We start from the raw sequence: 15279 nt of genomic DNA, 5'->3' as shown, positions 1-15279 counted from the left end.
CGCCACCCCCCACGCTTCCAGGCCTCCTTCAGACCTACGAAGACTTACGACGAGAGTCCGCCGCCATGTACGAGCTGTCCCGGGTCCGCCTCTACTCCATTGGCCCAGCCGGTGCGCGCTACGCCGACACCGTGCTCGACCTGCGTGGAGTGGGCGCCGCCGTGCCCGACCCCGCCCCCACCCAGGCGGAGTTCTTCGCGGACGAGCCCGCGGGCCCGCCGCGCCGCCCCGCCCCCGCCGGTGTGCTCTTCCTGGAGAACGGCGGCGGCAAGTCCGTCCTGCTCAAGCTGATCTTCTCGGTGATGCTGCCGGGCCACCGCAACACCCTGGGCGGCGCCAGCTCCGGCGTCCTGCGCAAGTTCCTGCTCGCCGACGACTGCGGCCATGTGGCGCTCGAATGGCAGCACACCCTCACCGGCGAGTGCGTCGTCGTCGGCAAGGTCAGCGAATGGCGGGGCCGCCAGGTCTCCAACGACCCGAGGAAGTTCGCCGAGGCCTGGTACTCCTTCCGGCCGGGACCGGGCCTCAGCCTGGACAACCTGCCCGTGGCCGAGGCCACTTCGGTGCGCCCTTCCGCCGAGGGCGCCTCCGGCGCGCAGGGGCGGCGCCGCACCATGAAGGGGTTCAGGGACGCCCTGACCGAGGCGGGCAAGGCGTATCCGCACCTCGAAGTGCACTGGGAAGAGATCCACGACCGGTGGAACGAACACCTGGGCGACCTGGGCCTCGACCCCGAACTCTTCCGCTACCAGCGCGAGATGAACGCCGACGAGGGCGAGGCCGCCGGTCTCTTCGCCGTCAAGAAGGACTCCGACTTCACCGACCTGCTGCTCCGCGCGGTCACCGACACCCGGGACACGGACGGCCTCGCCGACCTGGTCAGCGGTTTCGGCAACAAGCTGGGACGGCGCGCCGAGCTCATCGCCGAACGGGACTTCACCGCGGGCTCCGTCGATCTCCTCGGCAGGATCGTCGAGGGCACGGAAGTGCGGGCACGCGCGCGTGACGTGCACGCGGGCGCCGAGCGCCGCACCCGCACCCTGGCCCGGCGCCTCTCGGCCCGCGCCGCCGTGGAGCGCGGCCGCGCCACCGAGCTCGCCCAGCAGGTCACCGCCGCCGCCCACACCGTCACCGAGGCCGAGCAGGCCCGCGGCCGCAGCTCCCTGATCGCCGCCGAACTCGCCTATCGCAACGCGTCGTTGGCCCTTGCCGCGGCCGAGAAGGCCGCCGCGGCCCAGAAGCGTGAGCTCGCCGACGCCCGTACGCTGCACTCCGCCTGGCAGGCCGCCGAAGCCGTGCTCCGCCACCGGGCCGCAGCCGACCGCTCCGCGCGCGTGGCCGTCGCCATCCGCGAGGCGGAGCGGGACGCGGCACCCGCGCTCGCCGCCCGCGCCAAGGCGGCATCCGAGCTGGTCCGCGCCCTGCACGCCGCCGCCGAAGACGGCGAGCGCCTCGCCAACGAGGAGGAGGAGCGCTCCGCCGCACTTCAGGAAGCCGGCGAAACCGCCCACCAGGACGCCACCGCCGCCGCCACCGACGCCCAGCGCGCCCGCAGTGAAGCGGGCCATCTGCGCCAGCGCCTCGCCGAGGTCGAGCAGGAGACCGCCGAGGCCGTCCGCGCGGGCTGGCTCGACGACGCCGCACCCGACGCCGACCCGGCCCGCGCGGCGCTCGCCGCCAGTGACGCCGAGAAGACCGCGGTGGCCGCCTGGGACGCGGCCCGTGAGGCCTCCCGTACCGCCGCAGAGCGCGCCAAGGAGGCCGCCGCCACCGAGGCCCGCGCCGAACTCACCGCGGCCCGCGCCGCCGACGCGGCCGATGCCGCGGAGCACGCCCACGACGCGGACCGCAAGGCGGCCGACGCCCTGGCCGCCGAGGAGCGCCTCGCCGAACTGCTCGGCCTGCCGGGCGAGGACGGCCGGGCGGTGCGCCCCGCACTGCCGCAGCCGCGCACCGCAGGGGCAGGCGCAGGGACCGGCACCGCCTCGGCCACGAATGAAGCCGCCCGGCACGACACGGACGACGCCCCTGCCGGCGCCCCCGAAGGCCCCCTCACCGCCGAAGAGCTCGACCGCTACGCCGACGAGCTCAAGGAGCTCCTGGAGCAGGGCGTCGGCACCGCCGAGCGGCAGCTGTTCGACCTGCGCACCGCCGCCGCAGACGACTCCCGCATCCTCGGCGCCCTCGGCGACGGCGGTCTGCTCCCGCCGGGCCCCGACGTCCTGGCCACCGTCGAGTACCTGGGCGAGCACGGCATCCCCGCACTGCCCGGCTGGCGCTATCTGGCCCAGGCCGTCGACCCCGCCGACCACGCGCGCGTGCTCGCCGCCCGCCCCGAGCTGGTCGACGGCGTCGTCATCACCGACCCCGACACCCACGCGCGTGCCCGCGAAGTCCTCGCCGACGCCGCCCTGCTGCCCCGCTCGACCGTCGCCGTGGGCACCGCCGCCGCCCTGATCGCCCCGACACCGTCCGTCGCCGCGGGCGAAGCGGGCAGCAGCCGGTCCGACGTATTCCTCGTACCGCCGAACCCGGCGATGCACGACGAGCACGCCGCGGACGAGGAGCGGCGGGCCCTGCGCACCCGCGCCGCCGAGCGTGACGAGGAGATCCGGCACCTCGCCCAGCGGCTCGGCAAGGACCGTGAGCTGGCCGCGCGCCTCTCGTCCTGGCGCGCGGGCTGCCCGGCGGGACGCCTGCGGGAGCTGGCCGAAAGCGCCCGCACCGCACGGGAGTTCGCCGAGGAGGCCGAGGCGGAGCTCGCCGAGGCCCGTACCGCGCGCGCCGAGGCCGACGAGGCCGCCGCCGACGCCGCCCGGGTGCGTGACGAGCGCCAGGAGGCCGCCCAGCGCGCCCGCCGCGGTGCCGACGCGCTCTCCGGGCTCGCCTTCCGGCTGCGCGAGCGCGCCGGCTGGCAGGCCACACTCCGCGAACTCGCCGACGAGGCAGTGGAGTCCGAGACCAAGGCGCAGTCCTGCCTGGAGCGTGCCCGCGCCGCCGACGAGGACCGCCGCGCCGCCCAGCGCGCCGCTGACGACGCCCGCCGCACCGCCCGCGCCCTGCGGGCCGAGCGCGCCGAGATCGCCGGCGCCCCCGAGGACGTACCCCTGGAAGCGGAGCCGCCGAAGGCCCCCCTCGCCGCGCTGCGCGAGGCCTACCGGGCCGCGTCCCAGCTGTACGAAAAGGTCGGCGTCGGCGCCGACCTGCGGGCCGAACAGGCCCGCGCCGAAAGCGACGAGAGCGCCGCCCGCGCCGAACTCGACCGGCTCAGCAACAAGGTGCGCACCCGCGCGGCCCAGCTCCTCGAAGGCACCGACGGCGCCGACAGCCCCTCCCGGCAGGCCGCCGCGGCCCGCGCCGAGTCCCTCGTGCAGATGCTGGAGACCCGCGCCTCCACCGCCAGCGAGCAGCTCGGCCGGCTGCGCGGCGAGGCCGAGCGGCTCGCCCCCGAGGACGGCGACGCCCACACCGACCTGCCCGACGACCTCGTACCCTCCGACGCCGAGCACGCGCAGACCCTCCTGCGCACCGCCACGTCCGAGCTCAACTCCCGTACGGAATCCCTGAGCCGGGCCCGCGAGGCGCACAGCGAGCTGCTGCACGCCCACCGCACCGCCGAGGACGGCGCGGGCGGCTTCGACGAGACGGCCGCGCTGCTCAAGGACCTCCTGCGGGACCACCACGAGGAGGAGGGCGCCGAGGAGCCGGAGCCGTACCCGGGCGCTCTGGAGGAGGCCCGGCAGTCCGCCGCCGAGACACGGCGCTCGCTGCGCGCCTTCGCCGCCGATCTGTCGTCGGCCGAGGCCGCGGTGCGCGAGGCGAGCGATGTGCTCGTACGCCATGCCAACTCCACCCGCTACGAGCAGGTGCGCACCCCCGCGCGCCAGCAGATCCGTGAACTGCCCGCCTCCGCGCTGCCGGAGCACGCCAAGAAGTGGGCCGAGGCGTTCGCGCCCCGCCTTCGGGTCCTCACCGACGAGCTGGAGCAGCTGGAGCGCAACCGCGACTCGATCGTGGACCGGCTGCGCGGGCTCGTCGAGTCGGCGCTCGCCACACTGCGGTCCGCACAGCGCCTTTCCCGCCTCCCTGAAGGGCTCGGCGAGTGGTCGGGCCAGGAGTTCCTGCGGATCCGCTTCGACGAGCCGGACCAGGCGACGCTCATCGAGCGGCTCGGCGAGGTCGTGGACGAGGCCACAAGGGCCGCCGTGAAGAAGAACTCCGACCTGCGGCGCGACGGAATGTCCCTGCTGCTGCGGGGAGTTCAGGCCGCGCTCGAACCGCGCGGTGTGGCCGTGGAAATCCTCAAGCCGGACGCCGTGCTGCGGGCCGAGCGGGTTCCCGTGGGGCAGATGGGCGATGTGTTCTCCGGCGGTCAGCTGCTCACCGCCGCCATCGCCCTGTACTGCACGATGGCGGCGCTGCGCAGCAACGACCGGGGCCGTGACAAGCACCGGCACGCCGGCACCCTGTTCCTGGACAATCCGATCGGCCGTGCCAACGCCACGTATCTCCTTGAGCTGCAGCGTGCCGTCGCCGACGCGCTCGGTGTGCAACTCCTCTACACCACCGGGCTGTTCGACACGACGGCGCTCGCCGAGTTCCCGCTGGTGATCAGGTTGCGCAATGACGCGGATCTGCGGGCGGGCCTGAAGTACATCAGCGTGGAGGAGCACCTGCGTCCGGGCCTGCCGCAGCAGGACCCGGACGGGGAGACGGTGCACGGCGAGATCACCGCGACCCGGATGTACAAGCGCCCGGCGGAAGCGGGTGTGCCGGGGGCTGACGGCGGCCGCTAGCCGATCAGATCGCTCACCCACTCGTGGAAGAGCCCGATGTGGTGCTCGGAGGGAACAAGGACGCCGCCCTCGCGGTAGGCGCGTGAGCTCATCGCGGGCTGGGTGCGCTCGCAGGCCGCGAAGTCCTGTGCGTTGACCCGGTGGAAAAGCTCCACGGAATGCGTCAGGTCGGCCCCCGAGGCGACCACCTCGGGGGCGTAGAGCCAGTCGCACTCCACCACCGTGCGGTCGGCGGCCAGCGGGAACATCCGGTGCACGATCACATGGTCCGGCACCAGGTTGATGAAGACGGCCGGTTTGACGGTGATCGCGTAGTAGCGGCGGTCCTGGTCGTCGGCGACGCCGTCGAGCCGGTCGAACCCCGAAGTGCCGTCCACCGTGAAGCCCTTGACCTCGTCGCCGAAGGCCGCGCCGTGCCCCACGTAGTACTGGGCGGCGAAGCCGTCCGCGAACTCCGGGAGTACGTCGGTGAGTTCGGGGTGGATGGTGGCGCAGTGATAGCACTCCATGAAGTTCTCGACGATCAGCTTCCAGTTGGCGGCGACGTCGTAGGTGATGCGCTTGCCCAGGGCCAGGGACTCGGTGCCGTAGCGCTCGACGGCCGCCGTGTCACCCAGGCGTTCCGCGACCGCACCGATGACCGTTTCCTCGAACGACGGCGGCTCGTCGGCCAGGCACAGCCACACATAGCCGAGCCATTCCCGCAGGTGAACGGGGCGCAGACCGAAGGAGGAGCGGTCGACGTCCGCCATCTTCGTGAGGTTGGGGGCGGCGATGAGCTTGCCGTCCAGGTCGTATGTCCACGCGTGGTACGGACACTGCAGACTGCGTCGCACCTCACCCGCGCTCTCGGTGCACAGCCGGGCCCCGCGGTGGCGGCAGATGTTGAGGAACGCGCGCAGCTCGCCGCGGCGGTTGCGGGTGACGACGACGGACTCGCGGCCGATCTGGACGGTGCGGTAGGCGCCGGGCCCGGTGAGGTCGGCGCCGCGCACCGCGCAGAACCACAGCGCTTCGAAGACTCTCTCCTGCTCGCGCCCGAAGACCTCCGGGTCGGTGTAGTGGTGGCCGGGGAGGGTGGCGATCAGGCTGGGGCCCGGGCCCACGGGCGTGGTCGTCATGGTCCGCCTCTCAGACGTGCGCGGCGGTCAGCCGGCTCGGGTCGAACAGCTCGATGGGGTGCGCGGTGCCGCCCTTGAGCGCGAGGTCGGCGAGGATCTCGCCGACCACGGGCACGAACTTGAAGCCGTGCCCGGAGAAGCCGCAGGCCACGGTCACCGAGCCGGGGTGGGCCGGATGCCGGGCGACGACGAAGTGCTCGTCGGGCGTGGTGGAGTACATACAGGTCGACGCCGTGAGGAACGTCCCCGGCAGGGTGGGGAGCAGCCGTCCGGCCTGCTCGGCCATGGCCTTCACCTCGTGCTCGTACACGGTGCGGTCGATGGTCTCCGGGGTGCAGACGTTGCCCTTGCGGAAGAAGGCCACCTTGGCGCCGCCTTCGGTGCCGTCGATCGCGGGGAAGCCGTATACCTGTACTCCGGCCGCGTCCTCCCAGATGTAGATGGGGTGCCGCTCCGGCAGATACGGCCGCACACCGCCCTCCGGCTGGAACCAGTACATGATCTGCCGCTCGATGGTGAACGGCACGCCCAGATCGGCGAGCAGTCGCGGCGCCCACGCGCCCGGACAGATCACCAACTGGCCCGCGGTGTAGGTGTCTTCGGGGGTGTGCACACGGACGCCGTCGCGATACGGCTCCCAGCGTGTGACCGGCTCCTCGAAGTGCAGATCGGCGCCGCCCTGGGTGGCGAGCTGAAGATGGGCGGCCACGGTGCTCTCGGGCCGCAGCAGCCCGGCGCGCTCCTCGTAGAGCGCCACCTCGTCGTCGTCCGGCGTCAGGGTCGGAAAGCGGCGCCGGATCTCGCGGGCGTCGAGCATCTCGTGCGGCAGGTTCCACTTCTCGGCCGACCTGAGGGAGCCCGAGACGGTGCGGCTGTCGGGCCGGCCCAGCATCACGCCGCCGCACAGGGTGGCGACGCGACGGCCGCTGTCGCGCTCCAGGGAGGCGTACAGCTCGTAGGAGCGAAGCAGCAGTGGTACGTACGCCGGGTCCTCGAAGTAGGACTGCCGGGTGATGCGCGAACCGCCGTGGCTGGAACCGCGGTTGTGCACCGGGCCGAACTTCTCCAGGCCGAGTACGCGGGCGCCGCGCGCGGCCAGATGGTGGGCGGCGGCGCTGCCCATACCGCCGAGACCGATCACGATGACGTCATGGGTGGGGGACACGGGGCCTCCTTGCGAACGTTGCGTACCGTCCGGTCGTCAGCGGCGGATGCGGGTCATCTTCGGGTCGAACAGCGGCTCGTCCGCGACGGTCGCGGGCACTTTCTCGCCGAAGTACTCGATGTGCACTGCGGTGCCCGGCGCCAGTGGCGGCAGCCAGGCGTAGGCCACGCAGCGGCCCAGCGTGTAGCCGTAGGCGGCGCTGGTCACATGGCCCGACGCGAGCCCGGCCGACCCCTCGACATACACCGGCTCCTTGCCGAGGACGACCGCGGCCGGGTCGTCGAGCGTGAGGGCGGTCAACTTCCGCCGCGGCGTGTCGAGTCCGGCCAGGGCCGCGCGGCCGACGAAGTCGCCCTTGTCCAGGCGGACGGCGAAGCCGACACCCGCCTCGTACGGTGTGTGCTCGGTCGTCATGTCATGGCCCCACGCGCGGTAGCCCTTCTCCAGGCGCAGGCTGTTGAACGCCGACCGCCCCGCCGCGATCACGCCGAGGTCGCGGCCCGCCTCCCACAGCGTGTCCCAGAGGCGAAGCCCCAGGTCGGCGCTGGTGTACAGCTCCCAGCCCAGCTCGCCGACGTACGAAAGGCGCATCGCCGTGACCGGCACATGGCCGACGTAGGCCTGCTTGGCCCTGAAGTAGCCGAAGCCCTTGTGGGAGAAGTCGTCACGGGACAGCGGCTGTACGAGGTCACGGGCGAGCGGCCCCCATACGCCGATGCAGCAGGTGCCGGCGGTGATGTCGCGCAGCTGCACCCCGGCGGGCGCATGCCGGAGCAACCAGTCCAGATCCGCGGGGGAGTTGGCCCCGATCTGGAAGCGCTCAGGGCCGAGACGGGCGACGGTGAGGTCGGAGCGCAGGCCCCCGTGCTCGTCCAGGAGCAGTGTGTAGGTCACCGCACCGGGCTTCTTCGCCAGGTTGTTGGTGGTCATGTACTGCAGGAACTCAAGTGACCCCGGGCCTGTGACCTCCAGGCGGCGCAGCGGCGTCATGTCGTAGAGGGCGACGCGCTCCCGGGTGGCCCGTGCCTCGGCCGCGGCGACGGGGGACCAGTGGCGGGCCGACCAGGCGTCCCGCGCGGGCACCGAAATCCCTGCCGCCAGTGGGGCGTTGGCCTCGTACCAGTGCGGGCGCTCCCAGCCGCCGCCCTCCAGGCTGTACGCACCGAGTTCCCGCTGGCGGGTGTGGAAGGGGCTGACGCGCAGCGGGCGCGGCTGCTCCATCGGCTGCAGCGGGTGCAGGACGTCGTACACCTCGACGAACTGCTGCGCACCGCGCTCGGCGACATACGCGGGGGAGCGCTGGGCGTCCTCGAAGCGGGTGAGGTCGCACTCGTGGACGTCGATACCGGGCGCGCCCGTGGTCATCCACTCGGCGACGGCGCGCGCGACCCCCGCCGAGTGCGTCACCCACACCGCCTCGGCCAGCCAGAAGCCGCGCAGCTCACGGGATTCGCCGATGACGGGCATGCCGTCGGGCGTGAACGAGAAGACGCCGTTGAAGCCCTCGTCGACCTCTGTGCCGTCGAGGGCGGGCAGCAGCCAGGTGCTGTCCTCCCAGCTGGGGGCGAAGTCCTCGGGGGTGAAGGGCAGCGCCGACGGCATACGCGTGGGCAGGGCCGCCGCCTTCTCGTACGACGCGGCCGTGAAGTCGAACGCCGGGACCGTGAACGGGTCGACGGGCAGCGGCCGGTGGGCGTACGAGCCGATGCCCAGGCGGTCGCCGTGCTCGCGGAAGTACAGGTCACGGTCCTGAAACCGGAGGATGGGCCTGGCGGCCTCGGTGCCGGGGACGGCCTGGAGGCCGGGCACCGGGCCCGTCCTCGCGTACTGATGGGCGAGCGGCAGCAGGGGTACGTCCACGCCGGCCATCCGCCCGATCACGGGCCCCCAGAACCCGGCCGCCGACACGACGTGGTCGGCGGGGAAGGTGCCCCGGTCGGTGATCACGCCCGTGACCCGGCCGTTCTCCTGCTCGATGCCGGTCACGGTGTGCCGGTCGAGGAAGCGGGCGCCGCGCCGCTCGGCCCGCTCCATCTGGGCGCGGGCGGCGAGGACGGCGCGGGCCAGGCCGTCCTCGGGGGTGAAGAAACCGCCGTAGACCTTCGACTCGTCGAGCAGCGGCCACAGTTCCTTGCAGCGGGCCGGGCCGATCAGCTCGCCCCGGATGCCCCAGGCGGCGGCGAGTCCGGCCCTGCGGTGCAGGTCGGCCCAGCGCTCGGGGGTGGTGGCCAGCTCAAGGCCGCCCACCGGCTCGAAGCAGGAAAGGCCGCCCACCTCGAGGGAGTTGAACTTCTCGACGGTATAGGCGGCGAATTCCGTGAGGGTCTTGGACGTGTTGGTCCGGAAGACCAGGCCCGGCGCGTGCGAGGTGGAGCCGCCGGGCGCCGGCAGCGGACCCTGCTCCAGGACGGTGACGTCGTGCAGGCCTCGGGCGGTGAGTTCATCGGCGAGGGAGCAGCCGACGATGCCGGCGCCTATGACGACGGTGCGGGGACCTCGGATGCGGGGATCCTGTGCGGGGGGACCTTGTGCGGGGAGACCTTGTGCGGGCATGCGGGACATACCCTCCTATGCCGGGGGTGGGGCGGGGTACCGGGCTCGCGCCGGCGGGGTGAGGTGTGCGAGGAGTTCGGGGTGCGCCAGGTGTCTGCGCGGGGGTGCGTCTACACGGCGGGGACGTGGGGCCGTTCCGCGCCGATGGTCGTGTCCGTGCCGTGGCCCGTGTGCACGACCGTGTCCGAGGGCAGCACGAGCAGCCGCTCACGGATGGCGTTCTCGAGGGTGTGACGGTCGGAGTAGGAGCGGCCGGTCGCGCCGGGGCCGCCGTGGAAGAGCGTGTCGCCGGTGCAGACGGCGTTCAGGAACGGCACGTACAGGGAGCAGCCGCCCCACGTGTGGCCCGGGGTGTGGATCACCTGGACCGCCACGCCGGCGACGTGCAGCCGCTGTCCGTCCGCCAGTTCGCCGTCCGGTTTACGGTCCGGGTGCACCGTGTGCCACAGCTGGAGGTCGTCGGGGTGCAGGAGTACGGGGGCGCCGGTGTGCTCGGCCAGGTCGACCGCGGCGCCGATGTGGTCGTCGTGGCCGTGGGTGCAGACGACGGCCGTCACGCTCCGGCCGGCCACGGCCCGGATGACCGCCCCGGCGTCGTGCGCGGCGTCCACGACCAGGACCTCGGAGTCGTCGCCGATCAGCCAGACGTTGTTGTCGACGTCGAAGGTCTCGCCGTCGAGGCTGAACGTGCCGGAGGTGACGACGCGTTCGGCACGCACCCGGGCCATCAGAGCACCACCACCGAGCGCAGCACCGCGCCGCGGTGCATCTGGGCGAAGGCCTCCTCGACCTCGTCCAGGGCGATCGTCTCGGAGACGAAGCCGCCGAGGTCGAGCCGGCCGCTGAGGTACTGGTCGATCAGGATCGGGAAGTCCCTGGTCGGCAGGCAGTCGCCGTACCAGGACGACTTGATCGCGCCACCGCGCGAGAAGGCGTCGATGAGCGGCAGCTCGATCTTCATCTCCGGCTCTGGCACGCCGACTTGGACCAGGGTGCCCGCGTGGTCGCGCATGTAGAAGGCCTGCCGGTAGGTCTCCGGACGGCCGACCGCGTCGATCGCCACGTCCACACCGAAGCCGCCGGTGAGCTCGCGTACCGCCTCGATCGGGTCGGTGCCACGGGAGTTGACGGTATGGGTGGCACCGAACCGCTCGGCGCGGTCCAGCTTGGCGTCGTCGATGTCGACGGCGATGACCCGGCGGGCGCCCGCGAGCGAGGCCCCGGCGATGGCCGCGTTGCCGACGCCGCCGCAGCCGATCACCGCGACGGTGTCGCCCCGGCCCACGCCGCCGGTGTTGACCGCGGCGCCGTAGCCGGCCATCACCCCGCAGCCGATCAGGCCGGCCGCCTCGGGCCGCGCCGCCGGGTCCACCTTCACCGCCTGCCCGGCCGCGACCAGGGTCTTCTCGGCGAACGCGCCGATGCCGAGCGCGGGCGACAGGGGAGTGCCGTCGAGCAGGGTCATGGGCTGCGTGGCGTTCAGCGAGTCGAAGCAGTACCACGGGCGGCCGCGACGGCAGGACCGGCAGCCGCCGCAGGGCGCGCGCCAGGCGATCACCACGTAGTCGCCCGGGGCGAGTTCGCCGACGCCGTCGCCGACCGCTTCGATCGTGCCCGCCGCCTCGTGGCCGAGCAGGAACGGGAAGTCGTCGTTGATCGCGCCCTCCCGGTAGTGCAGATCGGTGTGGCAGACCCCGCAGGCCTGCACCGCCACGAGGACCTCGCCCGGACCCGGATCGGGTACGACGATCCGCTGCACCTCGACGGGCGCGCCCTTCTTGACGGCGACGACGGCCCGCACTTCGGACGACACAACCCTCACCCCCTTTGCTTGTTGCGTACTGCACGCCGTGTTGCGCGATGAGAGACATAGTGGGAACGGCATCAACAGCCCGTCAAGGGGGCCGAGTTAACGCTCCGCAAAACGTCGGTCCGCGAACGGTCCTCGGGGAAACGGCGCCGACACACTCCGAGGCGCGGCCACGGGAGCTGTCGGGGGTCACGTGGAGCCGGATCCGGTGCGCCGTCCGCGCAAGATCCCGCGGCAAGGTCCCCGCGCACGAACGCGGGGCCGGGATGATCTCCCGGCCCCGCGGTGTGGACCTGCTCGCGTACCCCGTCCCGGCCTTGTGCGGGTGTCCGTGTGTGCGCCCGCGCGTGCGTCTAGTTGAGGCTCCGTCAGAATCCGTAGCCCATACGCCGGGAAAGGTCCCCCGCGACGACGACGGCCCGCTTGGCCAGCTCGATGAGGCGGTCCTCGGTCAGCCGGTAGACGGGCCCGGACACGCTGATCGCGCCGATCACCTTGCCGTCGTGCGCGCGCACCGGCGCCGCGACGGCGGTCAGGCCGATCTCCAGCTCCTCCATGGCCAGGGCGTAACCCTGCTCGGCGACGTTCTCCAGCTCGGTGCGCAGCTGCACGGTTCCGGTCACCGTGTGCTCGGTGAAGCGCGGCAGGGTGCGGGCGAGCAGACCCTCGCGCAGGGCCTGCGGCACATGGGCGAGCAGCACCTTGCCGCTTGACGTGGCGTGCAGCGGTGTACGCCTGCCGAGCCAGTTCTGGGCGGTCACCGATGCCGAGCCGCGCGCCTGCATGATGTTGACCGCCGCGTCGTCGTCGAGCACCGCGATATTCACCGTCTCGCCCAGTTCGTCGGCGAGTTCACGGCAGACGGGCGCGCCCTCCTGGGAGATGTCGAGACGTACGGCCGCCGCCCCCGCGAGGCGCAGGATGCCGGCCCCGAGGTAGTACTTGCCGCGGTCCGCGGACTGGGTCACGAGGCCCCGGTTCTCCAGGACTCCGAGCAGCCGGAACGCGGTCGACCTGTGCACCTCCAGCTCGTCGGCGATCTCCGATACGCCTGCTTCGCCGTGCTTGGCGAGGATCTCCAGAACGCTCACGGCCCGGTCCACCGACTGCACCGCGCTGGTGCTGCCGCGGCCGGCCTTCTCCTGGGCCGGGACCGCCGACGGTCGTGGTGCCGGATCCTGCGGCGGTACATGTGCCGGGTCCTGCGGGCGGGTTGGCCGCGGCCTGTTCTCGTTTGCTCGGACGGTGCGCTCCTCCTGCTTCTCCCGCTTCTCCTCGCTGGTCGAAGCCTGTTTCCGCTTGCCGGTCATGGGTCAGTTCTCACCACCTGGCGGCCTGCTCCGCGCCGCATCTGCGGGAAGCGCTTGACGTGGCTTGCTTCCCGCCCGGATTCTGTTGCGTATAGCGCGCGTTGGAGCGCTATACGCAACATGATGTTACCGAACAGTCGTGCATCCAGTTCGTTCCGTCCAGTGGTCCACGCCCACGAAGCGCACCTGGTTCCCGTACCACCGGCACATCCACACCCCACTTCCACATCGGCGCCTTCCCATCGGTGCGTTCACAACGCTGCGTTCGCACCAGTGCCTGCGCATCGGTGGGTTTCCACCGTGCTGTCCCGTCCGTGCGTACACATCCGCGCGTACACACCCATGCGTACACATCCGTTCTCTTACATCCGTGCTTTCACAGGGGGACCCGTGATTCCCGTCTGCCGCCTCGAAGACCTCCCCGTCGGCGAAGCCGTCCGCCTCGACACCACGCCGCCGGTCGCCGTGTTCCACGCGGACGGCGAGCTCTACGCCATCGATGACACCTGTACCCACCAGGACGCTTCGCTCTCCGAGGGCTGGCTGGAGGGGTGCCAGGTCGAATGCCCGCTGCACGCGGCCTCCTTCGACCTGCGTACCGGCATGCCGACCTGCCTGCCCGCCCGGCGCCCTGTCCGCACCCATCATGTCTCGGTCGTCGAGGGGACGGTGTACGTCCACCACGCCGCAGAGGAGAACGGGTACGCCGCCGAGGAGGGCAGCGCCGCATGAGGACCGTCGCTGTGGTGGGCGCCTCGCTCGCGGGACTCTCCGCGGTGCGCGCCCTGCGGGCCGAGGGCTATGACGGCCGGGTCGTCGTCATCGGAGCGGAGGAGCATCAGCCGTACGACCGGCCGCCGCTGTCCAAGGAATTCCTCACCGGAAAGGCCGACGAGGACCAACTCGCCCTGTCCGACGGAGAGGAGACGGCCGAACTCGACGCCGAGTGGCTGCTCGGGGTGAGCGCGACCGGCCTGGACTCCCGGGGCCGCACCGTCGTCCTGGCGGACGGCAGCACCGTCACCGCCGACGGCGTGGTGATCGCCACCGGCGCGTCCGCCCGACGCCTTCCGGGGACGCAGCCGCGCGGCGTGCGAGTGCTGCGCACACTCGACGACGCCCGCGCTCTACGGGACGAACTGGCGGTGGGTCAACGGCAGATCGTGGTGGTCGGCGGCGGCTTCATCGGCGCCGAGACCGCCGCGTCCTGTGCGGCGCTCGGCCATGAGGTGACGGTGGTGGAGGCCGCACCGCTGCCGCTGCTGCCCCAACTCGGCTCCACGATGGCCGAGTTCTGCGCCGGGCTGCATGCCCGCGGTGGCGTCCGCCTGATCTGTGGCCGCCAGGTGGCGGGCCTGCGTGACGACGGGCGGGGCGCGGTCACCGGCGTGGACCTGTCGGACGGGAGCACCCTGCCGGCCGATCTGGTGGTCGTCGGCATCGGCGCCGCCCCCAACACCGCCTGGCTGAGCGGCTCTTCGCTCGCCGTGGACGACGGTGTGCTGTGCGACGACGGCTGTGTCACGGCGCTGCCGCAGGTCGTCGCGGTCGGCGATGTGGCCCGGGTCGGCGGGGTCCGCCAGGAGCACTGGACCAGCGCGACCCAACAGCCGGCCGTGGCGGTGCGCAATCTCCTCGCCGGGCGCACTCTGGAGCACGCCCGCGCCTCGCCCTATTTCTGGTCCGACCAGTACGGCGCCCGCATCCAGTTCGCCGGCCGGCGCGAGGGCGGCGAGAGCGTCCGGATCGCGGAGGGGTCCCTGGAGGAGGGCAGTTTCCTCGCACTGTTTGAGGCGGGGGCCAGGGTTGGGGGCGGGACTGGGACCGGGCGCGGGGGCGGAGCTGAGGGCGAGCGCCGTGTCACCGCGGCCCTCGCGGTGAACCGCCCGCGGCCTTTCATGCGGGCACGCAAGGCGCTGAGTGCGCCGTGAAAGGGGGTTCGGGCTGCTTGGCCCGCTGCCCGCTGTCCTGAGGTCCCGAGCCCGGCCTCAGGGCTTGAGCCGTCCTGAGGTCCCGAGCCCGGCCTCAGGGCTTGAGCTGTCCTGAGGTCCCGAGTCGGCCTCAGGCCCGGGAGAGCCCGCCCCGGCCCGCAGTCCGTGCTGGCCGTGCCCGGGCCGCGGCGCGGGCGGCGCGGCGGGCGCGGCGGCGCTCCTTGCGCAGTCTTCTCGCCGTGCTGGCGGGGGAGGACACCACGCCGTGCCGCTGGTTCCACACCTGCCGGGTCACCCAGACGTCGAGCACCCCCCAAGTGGCCACCACTGTGCTCGCCACGCTGCTGAGGACCATCGGAAAGGCCAGCCAGGACCCGGCGAAGGTGCACAGGAAGGCCACCATCGCCTGGATCAGGGTCACCGCCACCAGAATCACCGCACGGACCGCCGCGGTCCGCACCGGATCGGGCAGGCTTGGCCTGCCGACCGGATCCTCCACCCACAAGGGGCGCCCTGGCGCCTCGTCCCGCTGCGGGCCCCCGCGCTCCGCCGTGCTCATCGACTCACTCCCCACCGCCGTGCAGCCGGTCGTC

The 15279-nt window shown here is 72.7% G+C and carries 10 protein-coding genes; 3 read left to right on the top strand and 7 right to left on the bottom strand.

Features of this window, described 5'->3' with window-relative positions; all coding sequences use genetic code 11:
• Positions 1-65 precede the first annotated feature (65 nt).
• Entirely contained in the window at positions 66-4796 is a 4731-nt protein-coding gene (locus tag ACFQVC_RS25595) for a coiled-coil domain-containing protein (protein WP_381834804.1), read from the top strand.
• Here ACFQVC_RS25595 and ACFQVC_RS25590 read toward each other — a convergent pair.
• The 6 genes from ACFQVC_RS25590 to ACFQVC_RS25565 form a co-directional block, all read right to left on the bottom strand.
• Complete coding sequence (locus ACFQVC_RS25590) at positions 4793-5917, bottom strand: aromatic ring-hydroxylating oxygenase subunit alpha (RefSeq protein ID WP_381834802.1); 1125 nt, start codon at positions 5915-5917, stop codon at positions 4793-4795. The two genes, ACFQVC_RS25595 and ACFQVC_RS25590, sit on opposite strands and share 4 nt — an antisense overlap.
• A 10-nt stretch (positions 5918-5927) precedes the next feature.
• Positions 5928-7082: an N-methyl-L-tryptophan oxidase gene (gene solA / locus ACFQVC_RS25585; protein WP_381834800.1), complete on the bottom strand. Its 1155-nt coding sequence runs from the start codon at positions 7080-7082 to the stop codon at positions 5928-5930.
• Positions 7083-7118: 36 nt separating this feature from the next.
• Positions 7119-9635: a GcvT family protein gene (locus ACFQVC_RS25580; protein ID WP_381834799.1), complete on the bottom strand. Its 2517-nt coding sequence runs from the start codon at positions 9633-9635 to the stop codon at positions 7119-7121.
• Between the two features lie 110 nt (positions 9636-9745).
• The gene (locus ACFQVC_RS25575) at positions 9746-10363 is read right to left on the bottom strand and encodes an MBL fold metallo-hydrolase (protein ID WP_381834797.1); all 618 of its coding nucleotides are present in this window, start codon (positions 10361-10363) and stop codon (positions 9746-9748) included.
• Positions 10363-11448: an S-(hydroxymethyl)mycothiol dehydrogenase gene (locus tag ACFQVC_RS25570; RefSeq protein WP_381834795.1), complete on the bottom strand. Its 1086-nt coding sequence runs from the start codon at positions 11446-11448 to the stop codon at positions 10363-10365. The genes ACFQVC_RS25575 and ACFQVC_RS25570 overlap by 1 nt, the downstream gene beginning before the upstream one ends.
• Positions 11449-11813: 365 nt before the next feature.
• Complete coding sequence (locus ACFQVC_RS25565; RefSeq protein ID WP_381835193.1) at positions 11814-12557, bottom strand: IclR family transcriptional regulator; 744 nt, start codon at positions 12555-12557, stop codon at positions 11814-11816.
• Positions 12558-13145: 588 nt separating this feature from the next.
• Here ACFQVC_RS25565 and ACFQVC_RS25560 point away from each other — a divergent pair.
• Both ACFQVC_RS25560 and ACFQVC_RS25555 read left to right on the top strand, forming a co-directional pair.
• Entirely contained in the window at positions 13146-13487 is a 342-nt protein-coding gene (locus ACFQVC_RS25560; protein WP_381834793.1) for a bifunctional 3-phenylpropionate/cinnamic acid dioxygenase ferredoxin subunit, read from the top strand.
• Positions 13484-14686, top strand: a complete 1203-nt coding sequence (locus ACFQVC_RS25555; RefSeq protein ID WP_381834792.1) for an FAD-dependent oxidoreductase — start codon at positions 13484-13486, stop codon at positions 14684-14686. The genes ACFQVC_RS25560 and ACFQVC_RS25555 overlap by 4 nt, the downstream gene beginning before the upstream one ends.
• A 130-nt stretch (positions 14687-14816) precedes the next feature.
• On the opposite strand, the gene ACFQVC_RS25550 is transcribed toward ACFQVC_RS25555, so the two are convergent.
• Positions 14817-15245, bottom strand: coding sequence for a hypothetical protein (locus ACFQVC_RS25550; RefSeq protein WP_381834790.1), 429 nt, complete (start codon positions 15243-15245; stop codon positions 14817-14819).
• Positions 15246-15279 lie beyond the last annotated feature (34 nt).

Source organism: Streptomyces monticola, from assembly GCF_042665355.1.
In the GTDB taxonomy this organism is placed as follows: domain Bacteria; phylum Actinomycetota; class Actinomycetes; order Streptomycetales; family Streptomycetaceae; genus Streptomyces; species Streptomyces monticola.
The sequence above is the reverse complement of the archived record's forward strand: the minus strand, read 5'-3'. Positions and strand labels throughout refer to the sequence as shown.